The sequence below is a fragment of the Herbiconiux aconitum genome (assembly GCF_024979235.1).
Lineage (GTDB): Bacteria > Actinomycetota > Actinomycetes > Actinomycetales > Microbacteriaceae > Herbiconiux > Herbiconiux aconitum.
In genome coordinates this window covers 898,313-922,076 of record NZ_JANLCM010000002.1, presented here as the reverse complement: position 1 = coordinate 922,076, position 23,764 = coordinate 898,313, and the positions used below count along the sequence as shown (strand labels likewise).

Genomic DNA, 23,764 nt, shown 5'->3' with positions numbered 1-23,764 from the left:
GCCCCCGGAACCCGAGCAGGAGAGACACGGTTTGACAGACTCCCGAGATCCGCACACTCGCACGGATGCGCCTGACGCGCCCGGCACGACGAGCCGGCCTCTTCGGATACTCATCGGCGCAGACACGTTCTCGCCCGACGTGAACGGGTCTGCGCGCTTCGCCGAGCACCTTGCTTCCGGCCTCGCCTCGCGCGGGCATGACGTGCACGTCGTGGCGCCATCGGCGAAGCTGCCCACGGGCACGCACACCGAGGTCTACGACGGCCAGAAGATCACGGTCCATCGTCTCTACAGCTGGCGCTGGTATCCGCACGACTGGCTCACCTTCGCGTTGCCGTGGCGCATCAAACAGAACAGCGCGAAGATCATCGACGAGGTGAACCCCGACGTCGTGCACTTCCAGTCGCACATCATCGTGGGTCGCGGCGTCTCCACCGAGGCCAAGAAGCGCGGCATCCGCATCGTGGGCACCAACCACGTGATGCCCGAGAACCTTCTCGCCTTCACCGTGATCATCCCGAAGTTCTTGCAGAACTGGGCGATCGGGTTGGCCTGGGCGGCCGCGCGCCGCTCCTTCAGCCGAGCGGATGCGGTCACCGCCCCCACGCGCCGTGCCGCCGACTTCTTCGAGAAGGCCACGGGCATCGACAACGTCTATGCCATCTCCTGCGGCATCAACGTCGACAACTACGTCGCCGACTTCACCCCGCGCACCGAGAACCGCATCCTCTTCGTGGGTCGCGTGGCGGGCGAGAAGCAGATCGACGTGCTGCTGAAGGCCATCCAGCTGCTGCCGGCCGATCTCGACACGAAGGTCGAGATCGTGGGCGGTGGAGATCAACTCCGCAACCTGCAGGCGATGGCGCACCAGCTGGGCATCGGCGACCGCGCGACCTTCACCGGATACGTCACCGAAGAAGAGCTGCGGCGGGCCTACACGCGCGCCACGATCTTCGGGATGCCGTCGATCGCCGAGTTGCAGAGCATCGCCACGATGGAGGCGATGGCCAGCGGTCTGCCCGTGGTCGCCGCCGACGCGATGGCGTTGCCGCACCTCGTGCACGACGGCAAGAACGGCTTCCTGTTCGAGCCCGGGAACGCGCAGCAGCTGGCCGATCGGCTGGAGCACATCCTGCGTCTGCCGCAGGAGGAGCTCGACGTGCTGAAGCGGGAGTCGCTCACCATCGTGGCGGCGCACGACATCCAGCGCACTCTGAACACCTTCGAGCACCTCTACCGTGGCGAGCCGGTGACGGCGCCCGTCGTCGTGGTGCCGAAGTCCGAGCTCAGCGACGTCGACGCGTCGGCCGAAGAACGGGCCTGACCTGCGTCGACGCCGAGCCGCGGTATCGTGGTCAGGCGCTCTTACCGCCGCCCGCTCGCGGGCCTGGTGGATGCGCGGGGCGGTAGCTCAGCTGGTTAGAGCAGCGGACTCATAATCCGTCGGTCACGGGTTCAAGTCCCGTCCGCCCTACTGAACAGACCTTCTCACCGGGACGGCTCCGCCTTGCCCGCATTCTGACGATTGTTACTTTTTCGAGCGTCGATTACCTCGACGTGCGTGTTGATACGCAGGAAATAGTGCGTATGGACCGGTAGGAATACTGCCGTTTCTCGTTCGTTGTGCACCTGTGATTCGCCGGTTCTCGGCGAGTCGTTGCCGCACGACGAAAGAAGAAGATGACCTCCATAGCAATCATCATCGGCAGTACTCGACCCGGACGTAAGGGTGAGGAAATCGCCCGCTGGGTGCAGGAAGCCGCATCAGGACGCCCCGGCGTCACCTACGACATCATCGATCTGGCCGAATTCCCGCTACCGCTCCTCGACGAGGCGATGCCACCGGCCATGGGCCAGTACGCCAACCCGCACACGAAGGAATGGGCCGCAGAGATCGCGAAGCACGACGGCTACATCTTCGTGACCCCGGAATACAACCACTCGACCTCCGGGGCACTCAAGAACGCGATCGATTACCTCTACGCCGAGTGGAACAACAAGGCAGCCGGGTTCGTGAGTTACGGAAGCGTGGGCGGCACCCGCGCTGTGGAGCACCTCCGGTTGATCGCGGCCGAGCTCCAGATGGCCACGGTGCGTTCGCAGGTCGCGCTCTCGCTCTTCACCGACTACAAGGACTTCGTGACCTTCGCGCCCGGACCGCAGCACAACGATGCCCTGAGCAACCTCTTCCTCCAGATCGAGGGCTGGTCGGAGGCACTCAAGCCGTATCGCGACGCAGCGGCGTCGGCCCGCTAGTCGAAGTCAAAGAAAAAGAACAGCAAGGAGAAAAACACAATGGGAATTCTCGACGGAAAGATCGTTCTCATCACCGGAACCGGCGGCGGCCAAGGCCGCGTCGCCGCCGGCGTCTTCGCTCGCGAAGGCGCCAGGGTGATCGGCTCGGACATCAACGCTGCCGCGAACGAAGAAACAATCGACATGGTGCGGCGTGCGGGCGGCGAGATCACCGGCATCGCACCGATCGACCTGACCGACCCTGAACAGGCCGAAGCTCTCGTCGAACGCGCCGTCGCTGCCTATGGCGCACTCGACGTCGTCTACAACAACGCGGCCATCCAGTACTTCGGGCCGATGTCGGACTTCTCTGTGGAGCACTGGCGCAAGACCATCGCCGGGGAACTGGACATCCCGTTCTTCGTCTCGAAGTACGCCTGGCGCCACCTGATCGCGCGCGGCGGCGGGGTCATCCTCAACGTCGCGTCGGAGGCCGGCATGATCGCCGGCCAGGTTCCACCGATGGTCGGGCACACGGCAGCCAATGCCGGTGTCATCGGGATGACGCGGCAGATGGCGCTCGAGGGCGCACCTCACGGCATTCGTGCGGTCGCCATCAGCCCCGGCCCGGTGCTGACCCCAGCAAGTGATCGGGACCTCGGAGACGACCAAGCTGCTCGAGACGCCATCACCAGCAAGACGTTGCTGAAGCGATTCGCCCGACCCGAGGAGATCGTGGAGTTGGCGGCGTTCCTGGCATCCGACCGCGCCTCCTACATCACGGGCGCCAACTACGCGGTCGACGGCGGCGCAACCGCGTGGTGATCGTCTGAGCGAACCCCGTTCACGGGCTGTGCACCTCGGCACCGACCGGCTGGCGGAGACCAGCCGGTCTGCCGGGTGCCTGCCTCACGCGGTGCGGTTCGCGTCCGAACTGCGCGTGCTCTCCACGTCGGCACTGTGTTCGTTCGCCCAGACGACGAGCGCCCGGATCGGGCCGAGGAGTGTCTCGCCGAGCGGTGCCAACGAATACTCGACGCGCGGGGGCACCTCGCCGAACGACTCGCGCTCGACGAGTCCGTCTCTGACGAGGGACTGCAGCGTGACGGAGAGCATCCGATGCGATATTCCCGGGATCGCGTGCTGCAGTTCGGTGAAACGCAATGACCCGCGTGCCAAGGTCGACAGGGTCAAGATCGACCACTTGTCGCCGACTTTGCTCACCAGGTCGCGAACGAATTCGCCGCTGGCCGGGCCTTCGTCGCACGCTTCGAGCAGTTCGGCGGTGTTCGACTGTGTGTAGGGCAGCACGGTGTCCGTCATGACGATGTTCTTCTTTCCACCTGGGTCAGGGTTGCATCGGTCAGAACGGTTTCGGGTCGGGCGACATTCCCCGACGATCCGTCAGCCGAGGGACTTCTGCACCAGCGCGGCGATCTGCTTCTCGACCCCCGGGGTGACGTCGACGAGGGCGAAGGAGGTGGGCCACATCGGCCCGTCGTCGAGTTTCGCCGCTTCGTTGAAGCCGAGCGTCGAGTAGCGGGTCTTGAACTTCGACGCGCTTTGAAAGAAGCACACCACCTGGCCGTCCTTCGCGTAGGCGGGCTGGCCGTACCAGGTGCGCGGCTCGAGGTCGGGCCCGCTGGCCATGATCACGGCGTGCACCCGCTCGGCGATCGCGCGATCCTCGTCAGGCATCTCGGCGATCTTCTCGAGCAGATCGGTGAGGCCGTCGACCTTCTTCGAACGCGCAGGGCGGCGGGCTGCCGTCTTCAGCTCTTTGGCGCGCTCCTTCATCGCCTCCCGTTCCTCCTCGGTGAATCCGTCGTACTTGTCGGTCTTCCGGGCGGCGGTCGGGGTGTCGCTCATTGATAGGCTCCTTCATGCGCGTTCCGTCGGGGGTCGGTCCCATGCTACGGATGTGCCGCCACGGGGGCTTCTCGATTTCTGCTCGATGAGGGGGACGGTCTTTGAGGGTTTTCGACGCCCACCGCATCGCCGCGATCGACATCGCCCGCGGCTACGCGGTGCTCACGATGTTCATCGCCCACGCCCAACCCGATCAGACCAGCGGATGGGGTCACCTCCTCACCATCGCGGGCGGCGGGGAACGGCCGCGCACACTGTTCGCGATCACCGGCGGGCTCGCTCTCGGCCTGTTCGTCGCATCCGGACTCCGTCGCGGGGGCGACCTCCGGGAACTGCGGCGCACCATCGCCATCCGTGGCGTCTTCCTGATCGCTCTCGGCCTGTTCCTGCAGACCATGGCATCCGGCGTCTCCGTCGTGCTCGACACCTGGGGGCTGCTCTTCCTCATCGCCCTGCCCTTCCTGCGGGTGCGCAACGTGCCGCTGCTCGCGGGCTCCACCGTTCTCCTCCTCGTCGGAACGGCGGTGAAGCTCTGGGTCGGCACCGCCGTGAATCCCGTGCTGGTGCTGCACACCGAGCTGCTGCAACTCCTCGACTGGCTCACCACCGGCAGTTACCCGCTGCTGATCTGGCTCGCCTTCCTCGGCTTCGGCTACGCCATTTCGCGACTCGACCTGTCGCGCCGCCGCACGCAGCTCGTGCTGCTGGTGATCGGCGTCGTGCTTTTCGCCGCCGTGGTCGATGCGGCGTTCACCACCTCGGCCCCGGGGTCGTCGGACACCTTCTTCGGCGACCTGCTCGTGCACGTCTCGGCGATCGGCTTCGCCGTAGCACTGATCGCCGGTCTGCTCCTCGTGACGAGCGGGATGGGTACCGTCGCCCGCATCGCCGGCTTCATTCTGTTTCCCCTTCGCGCCGTCGGATCGATGCCCCTCACGATCTACACCGCCCACGTGCTGGCGCTGGCGACCTGGCGCGGATTCGGCGCGCCAGGGTTCGAGACCTGGTTCCCGTTCCTCGCGCTCAGCGCATGCAGCCTGGTGTTCGCGACCCTGTGGCGACTCTTCGTCGGTCAGGGCCCGCTGGAGCGACTGATCTCCTCGCTCTCCCGCCCGCCGGCGCGGTCGTTGCCGTTCGTTAACCGGTAGGCCAACTCGTGTCCTCCTCCGCGCCCTAGCGTGCGCTAGTCGGGTCGCCGATGACGGCGACCGCGATGTCGACAGAGGAGAACGAAGTGACCAGACGAATCCGTGTCGCCCCGGCGGCCCGCACCACCGCGGCCCTCGCCGTAGCCGGCGCCCTCGCGGGTGTGTGCCTGCTCGGCGCCCAGCCGGCCCTGGCCGCTGCGCCGACCGATTCAGCGCCCAGTGGGTCGGGCGCATCCGTCACGCCCGGCGGCGAGCTCAGCGCGAACGCATTCGGCACGAACGAGGGGTATGCGCACGCGGTCATCAGTCACACCGAGCCGGCGAACGGCACGCTCTCGATCGGCCCGAACGGTGACTACTCCTACACACCCAAGGCCGGATTCATCGGCACCGACAGTTTCACCGTGTCGAGTTCCGACGCTGTGAAGCTCTACACGACCGGAGGCGCCGACCTCGGTGTGTTCGGTGGGGTGCCGGTCACCGGCAACGGCTACGGCTCCTCCGTGGTCGCCGTGCCCGGCAAGCCCGGCTTCGTCTACGGTCTCACCGACCGCGGACCGAACGTCGACGGCGCCGATGGTGTGAAGGTCGAACCGCTGCCCGACTTCACCCCATCGATCGGCGAGTTCCAACTCGTCGGTGGCCAGGCGGTGCTCGTGCGCGACATCCCGCTGAAGGATGCCGACGGGTCGCCCCTGAACGGACAAGTCAGCACCGAGGCCACCACCGGTGAGACCATCGTCGACCTCGACGGCAACCCGCTGCCGCCCTCGCCCTACGGTTTCGACTCGGAGGGTCTCGTGGCCATGCCCGACGGCACCTTCTACGTCTCCGACGAGTACGGCCCCTACATCGCCCACTTCGACGCCGACGGCAAGCGGCTCGGGCAGTTCTCGCCTTTCGACGGCAGTCTGCCCCAAGAACTCCGCAACCGCACCGCGAACCAGGGAATGGAGGGCCTCACCATCACGCCCGACGGCACCAGCCTCGTCGGTCTGATGCAGAGCGCGCTGAAGCAGCCCGACCTCGGCTCCGTGAACGCCAAGAAGGTGCCGGCCACCCGCATCGTGACCATCAGCCTGATCGATCAGTCGGTGCACGAATACCTCTACCTCACCACCGATCCGGCCACCACCGCCGACGCGAGCAGCGAGATCACGGCCCTCTCGGCCACGAAGTTCCTCGTGCTCGAGCGCGACGGCAACCTGCCTCCGGCGCCGAACCGCAAGCTCATCTACCAGGTCGATATCAGCGGAGCAACGGATGTCGGCCCCGACTCCACCCTGGCCGACTCCACCTACGACGCGGCGAACGGCGGCCTGCTGCTCGACGACCAGGGCGGCCAGACGATCGAGAGCTTCGTCGGAGCGGTGACGACGGATGCGGCGCAAGCGGCACTGACCGCACGCGGCATCACGCCGGGCGCGAAGTCGGACTACCTGAACCTCACCGACACCCTGGCGGAGCTCAGCCCCGAAGGCACCTTCTTCGGGCACGACAAGGTCGAGGGTGTGTTCCCGATCGATGGCGGCAGCAAGCTCTTCATCTCCAACGACAGCGACTTCGGCCTGAAGGGCACGGTCGCTGACGCGACCTCGCCCTTCGTGCTCGATCCGAAGATCAACGCCGACGGCACGCAAGACCAGGGGGAGTACCTCGAGGTCGACCTGACGAAGCTTCCTGCGACGCAGACCGTCACCACGGTGACGATCACCGTCGCGGCGGCCGTCGTGCCCGCCGACCCGGGTTCGCCAACGGCCGGCTCCGGCTCCGGCACCGGCGGCAAGGGTGCCCTCGCGGCCACCGGAGCGGCGCCCGCCCCGGCACTCGTCCTGGCAACGCTGGCGCTCCTCCTCGGCGCAGCCACTCTGGCTCCCGCGGCCCTGCGTCGCCGCATGGCGCGGTAACCGCCATCGAGTGGGCACGTTTCGTTGCAACTCGCGCGGCGGTGCGACGAAACGTGCCCACTCGATCAGGGCACGAGCAGCAGCTCGGCGAGCTGGTCGGGGCGCACCAGCGCGGTCATGTGGCCCGTGTCGATGACGGCGGGCTCGACGCCGAGGCGCTCCCGCGACATCCGGCGCACGAAGTCGAGCGGAAAGAGGCGGTCGTAGCGGCCCGCGATCACGCGGGTCGGCACATCCGGCCACCGCTCCGCCGTCCACACCGAAGCGAAGGGCACGTCGGCCGGCACGGTGCCCTCATGCTCGGCGCCTTCGGCCACGAGAGCCGCCGGCAGGTCGTGCAAGAACACCTCGACCTCGTCGAACGGGGCGTCGGGGTCGCGCCCTTCTTCCCGCGCGAAGGCCCGCATGGCGGCCCCTTGACCGGTGTTCTCCCACCAGGTGCCGGCCGATTCGCCGGGAGCGGGGATCATCGGCGCCACGAGCACGAGCTCGGCCACGGGCAGCCGCTCGCACACCATCACGGCGGGAAACGCCCCCATCGACTGGGCCACCAGCACGGGGGACTGCGGAGGAGCATCCGAGGAGGCCGCTTCAGCAGCCCGGATCGCCTCGACGATCACGTCGACGTACTCCGGCAGCCCGGCGCGTTCGTCGGCCCACGGCAAGTCGACTGCCAGCACGTCGTGACCGGCGGCCTCGAGTCGCGGCGTCACGAGGTGCCAGAACCAGGAATCGCTTCCCGCACCCGGCACGAACACGAACCTCGTCATCCTGCACCAGCCCTTCATGGCTATCGCAAATGTCGGTGTGTGAGCCTATCGTGGAACGACGGCGAGAGCTGCGGATCAACGAGGAGCGATGTGCGCGAGACGACCGATGACAGGGAGTTCGACTCCCGGTTCGACGCCGCCTTTCAGCCCGGGTTCGACGATCTGGCGGGCATCGGCTTCGCGGAGGTCCCGCGGGGCGTCGAGACGCCACCCACCGCAGGGCCGCTCGAGGGGTCACCCGCCCCGCGTGCCCGGCCGCTCGTCGACCGATTCGTGATCGCTCTCTGGGCGATCGGAGTGGGTCTGCTCGTGTTCGGTGTGATCGGGGTCACCAACGCGATGGTCCGCTTCAGCAGTTCGTCGTACGGACCGACCACCGATTACATCGTCGGCGTCCTCTTCGCCCAGCTGGCCCCCTGGCTGGTCGCGATCGGGCTGGCTACCCTGATCGGTACCCTCTTCCTCCTCGCCACCCGATGGGAGCACCGTCCATGACCCCCGAATCCACCGCCTCCGCCGTCACCGGCACACAGAGCGCGCCGAGTTCGAACGCGCCGCTCAGTCTGGCCGAGTTCGACGAGTACGCCGGCGCCATCATGTCGAACCTCGAGAGCGTGATCGACGGCAAGACCGAGGCGGCGACCCTCGCCTTGATCGTGCTGGTCGCCGAGGGGCACCTGTTGGTCGAAGACGTGCCCGGGGTGGGCAAGACAACGCTGGCGAAGGCGCTGGCGACGAGCGTCGGATGCTCGGTCGCGCGCATCCAGTTCACTCCCGATCTGCTGCCCTCCGACGTCACGGGCGTCTCGATCTACAACCAGGTCGACCACGCCTTCGAGTTCAAACGCGGTGCGGTGTTCGCGAACATCGTGATCGCCGACGAGATCAACCGTGCCTCCCCGAAGACCCAGTCGGCGCTGCTGGAGTGCATGGAGGAGGGGCAGGTCTCGCTCGACGGCACGACACATCCGCTCGACCGGCCGTTCATCGTGGTGGCCACGCAGAACCCGATCGAGATGGAGGGCACCTATGCCCTGCCCGAGGCGCAGCGCGATCGGTTCATGGCCCGCATCTCGATGGGGTATCCGGATGCCGCGGCCGAGCTCTCCATGCTGCACCAGCGCGAACTCGCCAGCCCTCTCGACAAGCTGACCGCCGTCGTCGACAAGCAGCAGTTGCACGCCATGATCGAGACGGCCCGCTCGGTCTACGTCAGCCGGGCCGTGGAGTCGTATGTGGTGTCGATCGTGCAGGCGACGCGGGTGCACCCCGAGTTCCGGCTCGGTGCGAGCCCGCGCGGCACGCTGCACCTGGTGCGGGCGGCGAAGGTGCTGGCGGCGCTGAACGGTCGCGAATTCGTGGTGCCCGACGACGTGAACGAGTTGGTGGTGCCGGTGCTCGCGCATCGAATCGTCGCCACGCGGCGGGCGGCGAGCGACAGCCGGGGTGGCGGATCGCAGGCGATCGCGGATGCGCTGCGGGCGATCGTGGCGTCGACCCCCGTGCCGCTGAACCGTTCGCGCTCGGTCTGATCGCATGGCCCGGCCGCGATCCACCAGCACCGTTCCGCGCCTCACGGTGCGGGGGTGGGGACTCGTCGCGGCCTCGATCGTGGCCTTCGTGCTCACGCAGGTGTTCCGGCGGCAGGAGATCGCCTACCTGGCCTGCTTCCTGCTCGCGGTGCCGGTGTTCTCCCTCGCCTGGGTGGCGTTGCGCCGGGTCGCCCTGAAGGTGCGGCGGCGGTTCTCGCCCGAATCCGGGTCGGTGAATCAGACGGTGACGGCCACGATCTTCGTGCAGAACTGGGGCAGCCTCCGCAGCCCCGCAGCGGTCTGGGTCGAGAAGGCCGAGGCGCCGCTGCGCTCGAGCGATCCGACCGCGCTGCCGACGCTGCCGGGCTACACCTCGTCGACCCTCGATGAGCCGGCCCTGCACCAGTTGCGGTACCGGCTCGACACCTCCTACCGCGGGGCGCACCAGATCGGCCCGTTCGAAGTGACGCTGACCGATCCGTTCGGCTGCGCCATCCGCCGGGTGCGATTCGGCGGCACCGACACGGTGCTGGTGACGCCGACCGTCTACGACCTGGCCCGCATCGATCTGCGTCTGTCGACGGGAGACGGCGCCGAGCAGGTCTCGCGCCGACTGGTCGGGGCGGGGGAGCAGGACGTGATCGCCCGCAAGTACCTGCCGGGCGACTCGATGCGCCGGGTGCACTGGCCGGCGACGGCCAAGCACGGCGAACTGATGGTGCGGCAAGACGACCAGCGCAACGACCAGGACGCGGTGATCGTGCTCGACGCCCACTCCTTCGCACGCGACAGCGCCACGCGCTGGAAGTCCGGCTCCGACGACGACGCCGATCCGGCCTTCGAATGGGCCGTCAGCGCGGTGGGGTCGGTGGCGGTGCACCTCATGAACGAGGGTTACGGCGTGCGCCTCGTCGGCCACGCGCCGGGGCGCGTCTCCGACGACGACGAGGTGTTCTCGGCACCGCAGGGCCTCTCCCGCGCCGTGCGCGATCTGGCGTTCGCGACCCGTGAAGCGCTCCACGATCCGCTCGACTTCCGCGAAGCCGTCGAGGCCGCAGCACTGACGTCTCCGGATGCGCCACCCGTGTTCGCGATCGTCTCGACCGCCCCGGGTGCCGCCGACCGCATCCGGCAACTGGCAGCGATGTCGTCGCATCCGATCGCCTTCGTCGTGGGCGGCGACGCCGCTGCCGGCCGCGCGGGTCTCGGCACCGATCGCACCGTGGCCACCGAGCTCCGTGCCGCCGGGTGGTCGGTGCTCGAGTGCGGCGCGCACGACGACCTGCCCTCGCTCTGGAAGGCGCTGGGCGACGCGCGGGGGATCGGATGAGCGCCTCGCGCCGCCGCAGTGCGGCCCAGCTGCGCCGGGAGGAGAAGACGGGCGCCTGGAAGAGCACCCTCGCCGTCGCCGTGGTGATCGGTGCCGCGTTGATCGGGCTGACTCCGCTGCTCCAGGGCTTCGGCTGGTGGTTCGCCACGATGGCGATGGTCGTGCTGCTGCTGGGCGTCGCCGCCACCCTGCGTGGCCGGGGCGTGCCGGAGGTCTCGGTCGTGGCGATCACCGCGATCGTCTGGGGCGCTCTGGTCGTGGTGATCTACGCCGGATCGACCCTGTGGTTCCTATTGCCGACGCTCTCCACGCTCACCGACATCTCGGGCGACCTCGCGGATGCCCGCCTCTCGATCGCCCAACAGGAGGTTCCGGCGATCGCCGACGGTGCCATCACCCAGCTGATCGTGATGTCGGTGGGCCTCATCGCGGTCATCACCGACGAACTCGCGACCGGGCTCCGCACCCCCGTGTTGAGCGGCGTCGGGCCGCTCGCCGTGCTCTCCATCGCCCCGATCGTGCGGCGGACCGAACCGAACGTCGCCGTGTACGTGCTGACCGCCGTGGCGTTCCTGGCCGTGATCTGGTGCAGTTCGCGGATCGGGGCGGATCCGCCCCGGGTGAAGACGAGGCCCACGGTCAAGGGCGGCCGCAACCCGGCGCTCGCCTTCGGCATCGCGGCGGGTGCGGTGGCCACCATGATCGTGCTGCCGGTGATCACCCCGGGGCTCACGGCGGAGTCGCTGGCCGACGACGGGTCGGGCAACCGCTTCCCTTCGGTCTATGCCACGGGAATCGACCCCACCATCCAACTCGGTCGTGATCTGCGCCGAAGCGATCCCGTGCTCTCGCTCACCTACACGACGACCTCCACCGATGGTCTCTATCTCAAGATGGTGAACCTCGCCGACTTCTCCGGAGGGGTCTGGCAACCCGAGCTGCCTCTCAATGCCGTGGGATACGACGGACAGGAGTTCGGAACCCCACCGGGCCTCGCCCAGGACGTGCCGCTCGAGGAGGTCGACACGACCGTGTCGATCGCGTCGCTCCGCAGCGACTGGCTTCCCCTGCCGTATCCCACCCAGCGCGTGGATGAGCTCAACGGAAGCTGGTTGCTCACGCCGACGTCGTTCACCGTCACCGACCTCCAGGGCGACACCCGTGGGCTGAACTATCAGGTCGAGGGACTGGACATCAATCCGACCGCCGAACAGTTGGCGGGCGCCGGAGCGGTCGTGCCGGATGCGGTGCGCGACTACCTGGCGTTGCCCGGCGACCTGCCGGCCGTCATCTCCTCCACCGCAGCCGAGGTCACCAGTGGCGCGGCGACGAACTACGACCGGGCTGTGGCCCTGCAGGAGTACTTCCGCTCCGGCGAGTTCCGTTATTCCTTGGCGGCGCCGGTGTCGGGTGGCTACGACGGCGACAACGCCGAGATGATCGCGGCCTTCCTCGAGGCCAAGGAGGGGTACTGCGTGCACTTCGCGGCCTCCATGGCCGTCATGGCGCGCACCCTCGGCATCCCCTCGCGTATCGCCGTCGGATACGCGCCGGGTCAGGCGGCCGACCGTGTCGCGGAGGGCGGCCGGGCGGCGTTCGAGGTCTACACCGATCAGTTGCACGCCTGGCCGGAACTGTACTTCGACGGCATCGGCTGGTTGCCGTTCGAGCCGACCCCGGGGCTCGACATCACGCCTCCCGACTACAGCCTGCCCGACTACGCCCAGGCGGGAGGCGCAGGCACGTCGGCAGACGACGAGAGCACCGGCACCGCGACGGCGGATCCGAACGCCCAGCGCGACGACCAGCAGAACGCGTTCGGCTCGCTCACCCCCGAGCAGATCCTGATGGGGCAGATCCGCGGCTGGGGCACCTTCGCCGCGGTGCTCGGCGCGATCTTCGTGATCGGCATCGGGCCGTGGACCGTGCGCTGGCTGCGCCGGAGGGCACGACTCCGTCGGCTCGCCACCGAACCGCTGCCGGGCACGCTCGCCTGGACGGAGTTCGAAGACACCCTCGACGACTACCGGGTGCAGCGCTCGGCAGGCGACACCATGTTCGACCTGGAGCGCCGACTGCGCGACGACGTCGATCTGCCGGAGCCGGCCATCGACCGACTGCGCCGGCAGGTGGAGTACGAGCAATACGCTCCGCCCGGGTCGGCCGACGTCGTGACGCGGGAAAGCATCCGGAGCGACGTGGTGGTGCTGATCAGCGCGATCGAAGGCCGCGCGCCGACCAAGGAGCGGTATCGCGCGCGCCTGCTGCCGGCGTCACTCTGGCGTCGGCGCCGGGCGACGACCCCGACGGGGACGCTCGTTCCGTAGCGGCCGCTGCAACCCCTCCAACCCGCCGGGGAGCGACTCGAGGTCGCTCAGCCAGCCGAGCGCAGCCTCGGCGAGCCGGTGGCGGGCCAGAGACGCAGGGGAGTGGTCGTCGACAGCAGTGTCCAGCGAGCGACGCCACGCCTGCCGGTAGGCATCGACGAGGTCGGCCGAGCGGGCGCCGAGGCTGGTGGCCAGCTGTACCTTGAAGGTCAGGTCGGTCCAGGCCGAGGCGGAGTCGACGTCGGTGTCGGCCAGCCACTCCTCGGCGGCACGGCGGCCGTCGGGGGTGATGCCGTAGAGCGGCAGGCCGTCATCCGTGGCTCCGGATGCCTGCACGAGTCCCGCTGACGACAAGCGGTCGAGCGTGGAATAGATCTGGCCGACGTTGATGCGCCCTCGGCGGTCGGTGCGATCCTCGAGCTCGCCGTGGATCTGCAGGCCGTAGGCATCCGCTTCGCACAACACGAGCAGGATGCCTGAGCGAATCGACATCGGGCCGTCCTTCCCGTGGTGCAGTGGAATTGCTCGCTCAGTATAGGTCTGAGCAGTTCGCGAACCGCGCATTACACGGTTGTGATTCGCTCGAACGCTCTGGCATGATGAGAGCACAACTGCATACAGGCGCCGTTCGAATCCGTTCACAGGTCGTTGGGGAAGACGTACCTCACGAATGGAGAGAAAAATGGCGGCAACCGTTGCTCGCGGGGTGGTCTACGTCCACTCCGCCCCTCGCGCGCTCTGCCCACACATCGAGTGGGCTGCAGGTCGCGCTATCGGTCGTGCAGTGAACTTCGACTGGATCGAGCAGCCGGTGTTACGCGGATCGCAGCGAGCCGACTTCTTCTGGGAGGGCGCGCCCGGCACGGGAGCTGCCATCGCCTCGGCGTTGCGCGGCTGGGAGCACCTGCGCTACGAGGTCACCGAAGACGCGAGCGACGGCACCGACGGAGGTCGCTGGATGCATACCCCCGACCTCGGCATCTTCTACGCGCAGGTCGACAACGCGGGCAACACCGTCATTCCCGAAGACCGCATCCGCAACGCCATGGAGTCGGCAGGCACCAACGCCCTCGACCTGCACCGCGAACTCCGCCTGGCCCTCGGGCAGGCGTGGGACGACGAGCTCGAGCCCTTCCGCTACGCCAGCGACATGTCCCCGGTCATCTACCTCCACCGCGGGGTCGGCTAACGACGGAGTTTGGGGCCACAAAGCGCAAACGACGGAGTGTCAGCCCGTGGGGGCGTGAACACTCCGTCGTTTCAGCAAAGGTGGGGCGGGATGCGAACGCGACCGGCCCTACTCGATGACCCAGGGTGAGCGCGCGGCCGCGTCAGCGACCGCACGTGAACATGTCGCGCGGCGCCGGGCAAGGACCGGCGACGCCCGAGGAGGCCGCGCGCAGCACGGCCCCCGAGGCAGCTAGGCAGTTTTGAAGGCCACTACCGCGTTGTGGCCGCCGAAGCCGAAGGAGTTCGAGATCGCCAAGACGTCGCCGGCGGGCAGGGCCCGCGGCTCGCGCACCACGTCGAGGGGGATGTCGGGGTCCTGCTCCGAGAGGTTGATCGTCGGCGGGGCGAGGCGGTCGTGCAGCGCCATCACCGTGAAGATCGCCTCGATGCCTCCAGCGCCACCCAGGAGGTGACCGGTCGACGCCTTCGTGGCCGAGACCGGGATGTCGTGCAGGCGGTCGCCGAAGGTGTGCAGCAGCGCCTTGTACTCCGCGATGTCGCCCACGGGCGTCGAGGTGGCGTGCGCGTTGATGTGCTGCACGTCGTCGAGCGAGTACCCGGCGTTGGCCACGGCCGCGATCATGGCACGCGCCGCGGCAGACCCCTCGGGGTCGGGAGCAGTGATGTGGTAGGCGTCGCTCGTGACCGCGCCGCCGAGCAGCTCGGCGTAGATCTTCGCGCCGCGGGCGAGCGCGTGCTCCTCGGTCTCGAGCACCAGAGCTGCTCCGCCCTCGCCGAGCACGAAGCCGTCGCGGGTGAGATCGTAAGGCCGGGAGGCGGTGGCCGGGTCGTCGTTGCGCTTGGAGAGAGCCTGCATGGCGGCGAACGAGGCGATCGGCAGCGGGTGGATGGCCGCCTCCGAGCCGCCTGCGATGATGATGTCGGCGTAGCCGGCCTGCAGATGGTCGTAGGCGTTCACGATCGACTCGGTGCTGGAGGCGCAGGCCGAGACGACGGTGCGTGCACCGGCCCGAGCGCCCAGCGCCATCTCGATCGCCGCGGCCGGGCCGTTCGGCATGAGCATCGGCACGGTCATCGGCAGCACGCGGCGCGGGCCGCGCTCGCGCAACGTGTCCCACGCATCCAGCAGCGTCCAGACGCCGCCGATGCCGGTGGCCCAGTCGACGCCGAAGCGCTCCGGAACCACGTCGGGTGAGCCGGCATCCGCCCACGCGTCGCGCGCGGCGATGAGCGCGAATTGGCTGCCCGGGTCGAGACGCTTGGTCTCGATGCGCTCGAGCACCTCGTTGGCGGGAACACGGGCCTGAGCCGCGAAGGTCACCGGCAACTCGAGTTCGGCCACCCAGTCCTGCTCGAGGGTGGTGGCACCGGACTGCCCGGCGAGCAGGTTCTTCCAGCTCTCGACTGCGGTGCCGCCGAGGGGGCTGGTGGCCCCGATACCGGTGACGACGATCTTCTTCGTGCTCATGGCAAAACTTTCTGTGGGTGGTCAGTCCAGTGCGCGCCGGGATGGCGCAGTTCGGTCGACAGGATTGAGAGTTCGGGCCGCAATCCTGCCGACCAGCCGCTTGTGAGGGTGGGGCTAGCCCTGTGCCGAGACGATGAAGGTCACGGCGTCGCCGACGGTCTTGAGGTTCTTGACCTCTTCGTCGGGGATCTTGACGTCGAACTTCTCTTCGGCGTTGACGACGATCGTCATCATCGAGATGGAGTCGATGTCGAGATCGTCGGTGAAGGACTTGTCCAGCTCGACAGTGTCGGTCGCGATGCCGGTCTCGTCGTTGATGAGCTCAGCCAGTCCGGCCAGTACTTCTTCGGTGGACAATGCCATTGTTCTCTCCTTGGGGGTGTCGTTTGACCGAGACTTAGTTTAGTCAGGCCAGAGGGATGTCTAAGGCAGCACCACGACCTGGGCGCCGTACACGAGGCCCGCGCCGAAGCCGATCTGCAGGGCGAGACCGCCCGAGAGTGACGGATCCTCGGCCAGCAGCCGGTGGGTGGCGAGCGGGATCGAGGCGGCCGAGGTGTTTCCTGTGGTCTCGATGTCGCGGCCGATCGCGACGGTCTCGGGCAGCTTCAGCTGCTTCGCGAACTCGTCGATGATGCGCATGTTGGCCTGGTGCGGGATGAACGCGGCGAGGTCGTCGACCGTGACGCCGGCTGCGTCGAGCGCCTCCTTGGCGACCTTCACCATCTCCCATACCGCCCAGCGGAACACGACCTGGCCGTTCTGCCAGAGCGTCGGCCACTCGGTCTCCTGGTCGCGGAACTGGATGCTCGTGCCGGTCATGTGGATCTCGTCGCGCTTGGTCGCATCCGAGCCCCAGATGGTGGGGGAGATGCCCGCGAAATCGCTGGGGCCCACGACCGCCGCCCCGGCGCCGTCGCCGAGGAGGAAGGAGATGGAGCGGTCGGCCGGGTTCACGTACTCGGAGAGCTTCTCGGCCCCGATCACGAGAACGTACTCGGCCATGCCCGCACGGATGAGCGAGTCGGCCTGTCCGATGCCGTAGGCGTAGCCGGCGCAGGCCGCGCTGATGTCGTAGGCGGCGGCGAACGGGGCGTCGATCCGCTCGGCCACCTGGGTCGCGAGCGACGGGGTGATGACGGGGTTGCTGATCGTGGACACCAGGATGGCGCCGATCTGCGACGGCATGATGCCGGCGCCCTCGATCGCCTCCTTGGCGGCCGCCTCGGCGAGGTCGACGGCGAACACGTCGTGCGAGGCGCGCTTGCGCTCGATGATGCCGGTGCGCTGGCGGATCCACTCGTCGGAGGAGTCGATCGGGCCCACCAGGTCGTCGTTGGGCACCGAGAGGTCGCCGCGGGCGGCACCGATCGCGTAGATACGGGTGAACTGCGGGCCGGTGGCCTGCTTCAGGGGGGCGTGGGTCATGGCGCTGTGGCGATGCCTTCCGTGCGTAGGGGGTCGGGTCGGTCGCTCAGGCGACCTGGTCGATGAGGTCGAAGGCGGCAGCCAGATCGTCGGGTGTCTTCACCGCGACCGCCGGAACACCCTTGAGGGCACGCTTGGCGAGGCCCGTGAGGGCGCCCGCCGGAGCGACCTCGATGATGCCGGTGACGCCGGCTGCCTCGAAGGCCGCCATGTCGCGATCCCACCGCACCGGCGACGACACCTGGCCGACCAGCAGTTCGAGGAATCGGTCGCCGCTCTCGACGATCGAACCGTCGTGGTTGGTCCAGATCGTGAGGGTCGGGTCGACGGGCTCGAGCGATGCTGCGACGGCCTTCAGATGGTCGACCGCGGAGTCCATGTAGTGGGTGTGGAAGGCGCCGGCCACGGGGAGCGGGATGACCCGCACGCCGCGCGGGGCGCGCTCGGCGAGCAGAGCGAGGGCCGCCGGCTCGCCGGCCACCACGATCTGGCCACCGCCGTTGTAGTTCGCCGGAAGCACGCCCACCTCGTCGAAGAGGGCGAGCAGTTCGTGCTCGTCGCCCCCGACGACGGCGCTCATGCCGGTGCTGGTGAGAGCCGCAGCCTCCGCCATCGCGCGGCCTCGTTCGCCGACGAAGAGCATCGCCTCGGCGGGGCTCAGGATGTCCGCCCCCACCGCCGCTGTGATCTCGCCCACCGAGTGCCCCGCGATGCCGGCGATCCGCTCACGGCGTCCGTCGGCGAACAACGCGCTCAGTGTGAGGAGACCGGCTGCCACGATGAGTGGCTGCGCGACAGCGGTGTCGCGGATGGTGTCGGCGTCGCTCACGGTGCCGTGGGTCACGAGGTCGACCTCGGCGGCTTCGCCGAGCTCCTCGACGGTGGTGCGGTACTCGGGGTCGGCGATCCACGGCGCGAGGAAGCCGGGGGTCTGCGAGCCCTGTCCAGGACATACGACGACGATCATTGCTTCAGTCTCCCAAGAGTTCGGTCGATGGTTGTGTTGAACGGGGTCAAGAGATTCGGAGATTCGTTGTCGAAGCCCGACAAGACCGCGCCAGGCTCAGCGGCGGTGCCCGGGGGGCTCGTGGTCGTTCATCGACCCCAGGATGAGCGCGGATTGCAGGATGAGGGCCTCGCGAGCGCCCGTGGCGTCCCACCCGATCACCTGGGTGACCCGCTTCAAGCGGTACCGCACCGTGTTCGGGTGCACGAACAGCTCACGGGCGGTGGCTTCGAGGGAGCGGCCGTTGTCGAGATAGCACCAGAGCGTCGTCATGAGCTCGGGCGACTGGTCTTGCAATGGGCGGTAGACCCGGTTGACCAGCGTGGAGCGGGCGAGCGGATCGCCGGCGAGGGCGCGCTCGGGCAGCAGGTCGTCGGCGAGCATCGGGCGCGGGGCGTTGCGCCAGGCGCGCGCCACCGCGAAGCCGGCCAGGGCGGCCTTGGCGCTCCGCGAGGCCTCGACGAGGCTCGGCACCTCGTGGCCCAGCACGAGAAAGCCGGGGCCGAAGCCTGGTTCGAGCTGCTTCGCGATGTCGAGGAAGGAGAGCATCGGCTCACTGCCGTTCGCGGGAGCATCGTCGACGACGCCGGCATTCTCCGGCGCCGGCGTCGATGAGGATGCGGCTGCCGACGTCGCTGCCGGCGCATCCGTCGCCCCGTCCGGCGTCCCTGCGTCGAGCGGATTTCCATTCACCGGATGCGCGCGTCCGATCACGAGCACGAGCCGGCCGCCCTGCACCCCGATCAGCAGGTCGGCGTTGAGGTGGCGGGCGGTGCGGCGCAGCTGATCGACGTCGAGCTGACGCGGGGTGGTGCCCACCAGCACGCTGACCTCGCCGTGGCCGTGCCAGCCGAGAGCAGCGATACGGCTGGGCAGCTCGTCGTCGTACTCGCCGCTCAGGATGGAGTCGACCACGAGGGCTTCGAGCCGGGCGTCCCAGAGGCCGCGGGCTTCGGCGGCCCGGGCGTAGACGTCGGCCGCTGCGAAGGCGATCTCGCGGGAATACAGCAGGATCGCTTCGCGGAGCGATGCTTCCGCCCCGGCGACTCGCTCCTCGACGACCTCGACCACGACGCGGATCAGCTGCAGCGTCTGCTGCAGGCTGACCGAGCGGAGGAGTTCCCTGGGCGCAGCGCCGAACACGTCGGCGGCGATCCAGGTGGTGGTGGTCGGGTCGTCGTACCACTGGATGAACGACTTGATGCCGGCCTGCGCCACGAGACCCACGGCCGAACGCCGCCCTGGTGGCATGTCGCCATACCAGGGCAGCGTCTGGTCGAGTCGCTTGATCGTCGCGGTCGAGAGCTCACCCGAGATGGTGCGAAGCCACGCGAGGGTCTGCGCCTTCGTGCGTTCCATCACACCTCCGGGGCGTCGTTGCCGACCGTGATCAATCGTGGGTTCATCGACGCTCGGATCAGCTCTCGCCGCCTGCCGTACCGGAGGTTCCGGCCGTCACGTCGTAAAGGCGGTACTTCTCGATGGCCCAGCTCGGCGCGTTCTGATCGACCTCGCCGCGCGCTGCGAGCTGCTCGAGCACGCGCACCACGACCGAGGGTCCGTCGATCTTGAAGAAGCGGCGGGCGGCGGGACGCGTGTCCGAGAAGCCGAAGTCATCGGCTCCGAGGGTCGCGTATTCCCCGGGCACGAACTGCCGGATCTGGTCGGACACCGCGTGCATGTAGTCGGTGACCGCCACGAAGGGGCCGGGCGCATCCTGCAGCTTCTGGGTGAGGTAGGGCACATGGCGCTCCTCGGTCGGGTGCAGGAAGTTGTGCTCCTCTGCCTTCAGGCCGTCGCGGCGGAGCTCGGTCCACGAGGTGACCGACCAGACATCCGCCGACACCCCCCAGTCGTTCGCGAGCAGTTCCTGCGCCTCGAGCGCCCACGGCACCGCGACCCCGGAGGAGAGGATCTGGGCCTTCGGGCCCTCGATCGTTCCGCCCTTGAGCCGGTAGATGCCGCGCACCAATCCGTCGACGTCGAGACCTTCGGGCTCGGCCGGCTGCACGTGCGGCTCGTTGTACACGGTGATGTAGTACATGACGTTGGGGTCGGGATGCGTGCCGCCGTACATCCGGTCGAGCCCGGCCCGCACGATGTGGTTCATCTCGTAGCCGTAGGCGGGGTCGTAGCTCACGACCGCCGGGTTGGTCGAGGCGAGCAGCAGCGAGTGACCGTCGGCGTGCTGGAGGCCCTCGCCGGTGAGCGTCGTGCGACCGGCGGTGGCGCCGATCACGAAGCCGCGCGCCATCTGGTCGCCCGCCGCCCACAGGGCGTCGCCCGTTCGCTGGAAGCCGAACATGGAGTAGAACACGTAGATCGGGATGAGGGGCTCGCCCTGCGTCGAATACGACGTGCCGACCGCGGTGAACGACGCCAGCGCACCGGCCTCGTTGATGCCGACGTGGATGATCTGACCCTGCGGGCTCTCCTTGTAGGCCAGGAGCAGTTCCCGGTCGACGGAGGTGTAGGTCTGGCCCTTGGGGTTGTAGATCTTGTTCGACGGGAAGAACGCGTCCATGCCGAAGGTGCGTGCCTCGTCGGGGATGATCGGCACCACCCGGTTGCCGAAGTCCTTCGAGCGGGTGAGGTCTTTCAGAAGACGCACGAAGGCCATGGTGGTGGCGATCTCCTGGTGACCGGAGCCCTTCTTGAGGGTCTGGTAGGCCGAGTCGTCGGGCAGCGTGATGGCCGTGTGCTTCGTGCGGCGCTCGGGCAGGTAGCCGCCGAGCTCCCGACGACGCTCGTGCATGTACTGGATGGCCTCGTCGTTCTCGCCCGGGTTGTAATAGGGCGGGAGGTAGGGGTTCTCCTCGAGCTGCGCATCCGTGATCGGGATGTGCATCTCGTCGCGGAAGGTCTTCAGGTTGTCGAGCGTCATCTTCTTCATCTGGTGGGTCGCGTTGCGACCCTCGAACGATGGCCCGAGGCCGTAGCCCTTGATGGTGTGCGCCAGGATGACGGTGGGCTGACCCTTGTGCTCGCTTGCCGCCTTGAAGGCCGCGTAGACCTTGCGGTAGTCGTGGCCACCGCGCTTGAGGTTCCAGATGTCGTCGTCGGAGTAGTCCTTGACGAGTTCGAGGGCGCGGGGATCGCGGCCGAAGAAGTTCTCGCGAACGTAGGCGCCCGACTCGGCCTTGTAGGTCTGGAAGTCGCCGTCCGGAACCGTGTTCATGAGGTTCAGCAGGGCGCCGTCGGTGTCGCGGGAGAGCAGGTCGTCCCATTCACGGCCCCAGACGACCTTGATGACGTTCCAGCCCGCGCCGCGGAAGAAGCTCTCGAGCTCCTGGATGATCTTGCCGTTGCCGCGCACCGGGCCGTCGAGGCGCTGGAGGTTGCAGTTGATCACGAAGTTGAGGTTGTCGAGGCCGTCGTTCGCGGCCACCTGCAGCTGGCCGCGGCTCTCCACCTCGTCCATCTCGCCGTCGCCGAGGAAGGCCCAGACCTGCTGGTCGGACGCATCCTTGATGCCGCGGTTCGTGAGGTACTTGTTGAGCTGCGCCTGGTAGATCGCGTTGATCGGGCCGAGACCCATCGAGACCGTGGGGAACTGCCAGAACTCGGGCATGAGGCGCGGGTGCGGGTAGGAGCTGAGTCCGCCGCCTGAGTGCGACTTCTCCTGGCGGAAGCCGTCGAGCTGGTCGGCGGAGAGCCGGCCCTCGAGGAACGCCCGCGCGTAGGTGCCGGGGGAGGCGTGGCCCTGGATGAAGATCTGGTCGCCACCGCCCGGGTGGTCCTGGCCGCGGAAGAAATGGTTGAAGCCCACTTCGTAGAGTGCGGCGCTCGACGCATAGGTCGAGATGTGGCCGCCGACCGCGATGCCGGGGCGCTGGGCGCGGTGCACCAGCATCGCGGCGTTCCAGCGGATCCAGGCGCGGTACTTGCGCTCGAGCGACTCGTCGCCCGGGAATTCGGGTTCGTTCTCGGGAGCGATGGTGTTGATGTAGTCGGTCGTCGGCACCATCGGCACGCCGAGGTGCAGTTCCTTCGAGCGCTTCAGCAGACTGAGCATGATGTCGCGCGCTCGGCCGTGACCGCGGGCTTCGACGAGTGCATCGAGGGATTCGTTCCACTCGGCGGTCTCGTCGGGATCGGAGTCGATATGGCCCGCCGAGTAGGGGTCCTGGTCGTTGACAGTCACCGTCGACCTTTCTGTTGATTACAGATCGTTTCGTGTCGGGCGCGCGCGCCGGGATGTGGTGCGGAACGCCACAGAACAGCCTAGTGAGTTTAAAGAGCGGCGCGGCGCGCGGGCCAGCGGTCGTCGTTTGGCGGAATGCGGGAGCAGAGCTAAGATGGGGGCGCTTTTGCCGGTGAGACGCCCCGGCAGTGGAAAGGAAGCCATCATGGCTTTGGAGAACGACACTCTGGCCCCCGATTTCGAGCTCCCCAATCAGTACGGTGAGCGCATCCGCCTGAGTCAGTTCCAGGGCAAGAAGCCCGTTGCACTCGTCTTCTTCCCGCTCGCCTTCTCAGGAGTGTGCACCAGCGAGCTGTGCGCCCTCGAAGACAACCTCGCGCTGTTCAAAGACGCCGACGTCGAGCTGATCGGCATCTCCGTCGACTCGAAAGCCACGCTCCGCGCGTGGGCCGAGAAAGAGGGCTACGACTTCACGCTCGTGGCCGACTTCTGGCCGCACGGCGACGTGGCGAAAGACTACGGAGTGTTCCTCGAGGAGAAGGGGTTCGCGAACCGGGCGACCTTCGTTATCGATCAGAACCGCATCATCCGTGCGTCCTTCATCACGGCTCCCGGAGAGGCGCGTTCGATCGCCGCCTACCGCGCCGCCCTCGAAGACCTGGTTCCCGCGCGGGTCTGACCTTCGGGCTCAGCCCAACAGGCTGACACCGCGAGCGATCACGAGAGCGAGCAGCACGAAGCCGGCAAAGGCTTCGAGCCCCATCAGCAGCTTGACGCGGTGCGTGAGCGGCATGACATCCGTCGGGCTGAAGGCCATCGAATTCGACAACGAGAAGTACAGGTAGTCGACGAATCCGGGGAGCCAGTTGCTCTTCTTCGAGGAGTGCGCCGCCACCTCGGGTGAGGCGTCGTGATCCTCGTCCTGCGGAAAGCGGAAGTCGGCGGGCGGGATCTCCGAGCGCGGCCGCTGGGTGCGCACGACCGGTCCGCCGCGATCGAGTTCCCAGTAGAGCAGGGCCGATCCGATCACGTTCGTGAGCCATACCTGCAACGAAGCGAGCAACAGCGCCGGCCCGTCCTGATTGTTCTGCACCAGCAGCGTGACGAGAGTCACCAACAGGGCCGTGTTGGTCACGCCGATGACGATCACCAGGATGACGCCGAGGCGCCGCGACCACGAGGTCTGCTTGACCATCCTGTGCGGATTGATGATGATCACGGCCGCCAGCAGGCCCACGCAGAGGCCGACCACGCCATAGCGCACGATCCCGAAGAAGCTCGGCGGCAGCAGCAGGTAGCTGGCGATGATCGCGATGACGCCGATGGCGGCGGGCCACCGGTGCTCGGCCTGCGCTCGCTCCTGCTCGACGTCGGCCACAGGCAGAGTCTAAGCCTGTATGCTTTTGACG

General features: G+C 67.9%; 22 protein-coding genes and 1 tRNA gene. 12 read left to right on the top strand and 11 right to left on the bottom strand.

The annotated features are described in order from the left end of the window. Positions 1-31: 31 nt before the first annotated feature. The 4 genes from N1027_RS15865 (at position 32) to N1027_RS15850 (ending at position 3,060) form a co-directional block, all read left to right on the top strand. Entirely contained in the window at positions 32-1,324 is a 1,293-nt protein-coding gene (locus N1027_RS15865) for a glycosyltransferase (RefSeq protein ID WP_284439052.1), read from the top strand. 76 nt (positions 1,325-1,400) lie between these two features. Continuing rightward, positions 1,401-1,474: transfer RNA gene (locus tag N1027_RS15860), tRNA-Ile, on the top strand. Between the two features lie 206 nt (positions 1,475-1,680). Next, positions 1,681-2,256 carry an NADPH-dependent FMN reductase gene (locus tag N1027_RS15855; RefSeq protein ID WP_259509098.1) on the top strand — a complete coding sequence of 192 codons (576 nt, stop codon included), beginning with the start codon at positions 1,681-1,683 and terminating at the stop codon, positions 2,254-2,256. A gap of 39 nt (positions 2,257-2,295) precedes the next feature. After that, positions 2,296-3,060, top strand: a complete 765-nt coding sequence (locus N1027_RS15850; RefSeq protein WP_259509097.1) for an SDR family NAD(P)-dependent oxidoreductase — start codon at positions 2,296-2,298, stop codon at positions 3,058-3,060. An 84-nt stretch (positions 3,061-3,144) separates the two neighbouring features. Here N1027_RS15850 and N1027_RS15845 read toward each other — a convergent pair whose 3' ends face one another. Together N1027_RS15845 and N1027_RS15840 are read right to left on the bottom strand one after the other, a co-directional pair. Then, entirely contained in the window at positions 3,145-3,558 is a 414-nt protein-coding gene (locus tag N1027_RS15845; protein ID WP_259509096.1) for a winged helix-turn-helix transcriptional regulator, read from the bottom strand. A gap of 81 nt (positions 3,559-3,639) precedes the next feature. Continuing rightward, positions 3,640-4,104, bottom strand: coding sequence for an iron chaperone (locus N1027_RS15840; RefSeq protein ID WP_259509095.1), 465 nt, complete (start codon positions 4,102-4,104; stop codon positions 3,640-3,642). A 101-nt stretch (positions 4,105-4,205) separates the two neighbouring features. Between N1027_RS15840 and N1027_RS15835 the strand changes: the two genes are divergently transcribed. Next, complete coding sequence (locus tag N1027_RS15835; RefSeq protein ID WP_259509094.1) at positions 4,206-5,252, top strand: DUF418 domain-containing protein; 1,047 nt, start codon at positions 4,206-4,208, stop codon at positions 5,250-5,252. Positions 5,253-5,338: 86 nt separating this feature from the next. Continuing rightward, entirely contained in the window at positions 5,339-7,159 is a 1,821-nt protein-coding gene (locus N1027_RS15830) for an esterase-like activity of phytase family protein (RefSeq protein ID WP_259509093.1), read from the top strand. Between the two features lie 65 nt (positions 7,160-7,224). Here N1027_RS15830 and N1027_RS15825 read toward each other — a convergent pair whose 3' ends face one another. Continuing rightward, the gene (locus tag N1027_RS15825; RefSeq protein ID WP_259509092.1) at positions 7,225-7,929 is read right to left on the bottom strand and encodes an alpha/beta fold hydrolase; all 705 of its coding nucleotides are present in this window, start codon (positions 7,927-7,929) and stop codon (positions 7,225-7,227) included. Between the two features lie 90 nt (positions 7,930-8,019). Here N1027_RS15825 and N1027_RS15820 point away from each other — a divergent pair, with 90 nt between their 5' ends. From N1027_RS15820 to N1027_RS15805, 4 genes are read left to right on the top strand one after another with little or no spacing between them, the layout of a single operon-like run. Next, a complete protein-coding gene (locus N1027_RS15820) occupies positions 8,020-8,424 on the top strand; it encodes a hypothetical protein (protein ID WP_259509091.1) in 405 nt (134 codons plus the stop codon). After that, positions 8,421-9,461: an AAA family ATPase gene (locus N1027_RS15815; RefSeq protein WP_372499750.1), complete on the top strand. Its 1,041-nt coding sequence runs from the start codon at positions 8,421-8,423 to the stop codon at positions 9,459-9,461. Before N1027_RS15820 ends, N1027_RS15815 begins: the two co-directional genes overlap by 4 nt. 4 nt (positions 9,462-9,465) lie before the next feature. Continuing rightward, on the top strand, positions 9,466-10,791 hold the full coding sequence (locus tag N1027_RS15810) for a DUF58 domain-containing protein (RefSeq protein WP_259509090.1): 1,326 nt from the start codon (positions 9,466-9,468) through the stop codon (positions 10,789-10,791). After that, the gene (locus tag N1027_RS15805) at positions 10,788-13,118 is read left to right on the top strand and encodes a transglutaminase TgpA family protein (RefSeq protein WP_259509088.1); all 2,331 of its coding nucleotides are present in this window, start codon (positions 10,788-10,790) and stop codon (positions 13,116-13,118) included. The genes N1027_RS15810 and N1027_RS15805 overlap by 4 nt, the downstream gene beginning before the upstream one ends. Here the strand turns inward: N1027_RS15805 and N1027_RS15800 are convergent. After that, on the bottom strand, positions 13,065-13,610 hold the full coding sequence (locus N1027_RS15800; protein ID WP_259509087.1) for a PadR family transcriptional regulator: 546 nt from the start codon (positions 13,608-13,610) through the stop codon (positions 13,065-13,067). The genes N1027_RS15805 and N1027_RS15800 overlap by 54 nt on opposite strands. Before the next feature lie 190 nt (positions 13,611-13,800). Here N1027_RS15800 and N1027_RS15795 point away from each other — a divergent pair, with 190 nt between their 5' ends. After that, positions 13,801-14,307 (top strand): DUF3145 domain-containing protein, encoded by a 507-nt coding sequence (locus N1027_RS15795; RefSeq protein WP_259509086.1) that lies wholly within the window; start codon positions 13,801-13,803, stop codon positions 14,305-14,307. Between the two features lie 231 nt (positions 14,308-14,538). Here N1027_RS15795 and N1027_RS15790 read toward each other — a convergent pair whose 3' ends face one another. The 6 genes from N1027_RS15790 to aceE all read right to left on the bottom strand — a co-directional run bounded on the left by N1027_RS15790 (position 14,539) and on the right by aceE (position 22,355). Beyond that, positions 14,539-15,777, bottom strand: a complete 1,239-nt coding sequence (locus tag N1027_RS15790; protein ID WP_259509085.1) for a beta-ketoacyl-[acyl-carrier-protein] synthase family protein — start codon at positions 15,775-15,777, stop codon at positions 14,539-14,541. 114 nt (positions 15,778-15,891) lie between these two features. Then, positions 15,892-16,140 carry an acyl carrier protein gene (locus N1027_RS15785; protein ID WP_259509084.1) on the bottom strand — a complete coding sequence of 83 codons (249 nt, stop codon included), beginning with the start codon at positions 16,138-16,140 and terminating at the stop codon, positions 15,892-15,894. A gap of 60 nt (positions 16,141-16,200) precedes the next feature. After that, positions 16,201-17,205 (bottom strand): beta-ketoacyl-ACP synthase III, encoded by a 1,005-nt coding sequence (locus N1027_RS15780; RefSeq protein WP_259509083.1) that lies wholly within the window; start codon positions 17,203-17,205, stop codon positions 16,201-16,203. A gap of 46 nt (positions 17,206-17,251) precedes the next feature. Further along, positions 17,252-18,172 carry an ACP S-malonyltransferase gene (locus N1027_RS15775; RefSeq protein WP_259509082.1) on the bottom strand — a complete coding sequence of 307 codons (921 nt, stop codon included), beginning with the start codon at positions 18,170-18,172 and terminating at the stop codon, positions 17,252-17,254. Positions 18,173-18,268: 96 nt separating this feature from the next. Beyond that, on the bottom strand, positions 18,269-19,570 hold the full coding sequence (locus N1027_RS15770; protein ID WP_259509081.1) for a PucR family transcriptional regulator: 1,302 nt from the start codon (positions 19,568-19,570) through the stop codon (positions 18,269-18,271). Between the two features lie 58 nt (positions 19,571-19,628). Beyond that, positions 19,629-22,355: a pyruvate dehydrogenase (acetyl-transferring), homodimeric type gene (aceE, locus tag N1027_RS15765; RefSeq protein ID WP_259509080.1), complete on the bottom strand. Its 2,727-nt coding sequence runs from the start codon at positions 22,353-22,355 to the stop codon at positions 19,629-19,631. A 205-nt stretch (positions 22,356-22,560) separates the two neighbouring features. On the opposite strand from aceE, the gene N1027_RS15760 reads away from it, so the two are divergent. Further along, the gene (locus N1027_RS15760; protein WP_259509079.1) at positions 22,561-23,034 is read left to right on the top strand and encodes a peroxiredoxin; all 474 of its coding nucleotides are present in this window, start codon (positions 22,561-22,563) and stop codon (positions 23,032-23,034) included. Positions 23,035-23,043: 9 nt separating this feature from the next. Here the strand turns inward: N1027_RS15760 and N1027_RS15755 are convergent, their stop codons facing one another. Further along, positions 23,044-23,733 (bottom strand): hypothetical protein, encoded by a 690-nt coding sequence (locus tag N1027_RS15755; RefSeq protein WP_259509078.1) that lies wholly within the window; start codon positions 23,731-23,733, stop codon positions 23,044-23,046. Positions 23,734-23,764 lie beyond the last annotated feature (31 nt).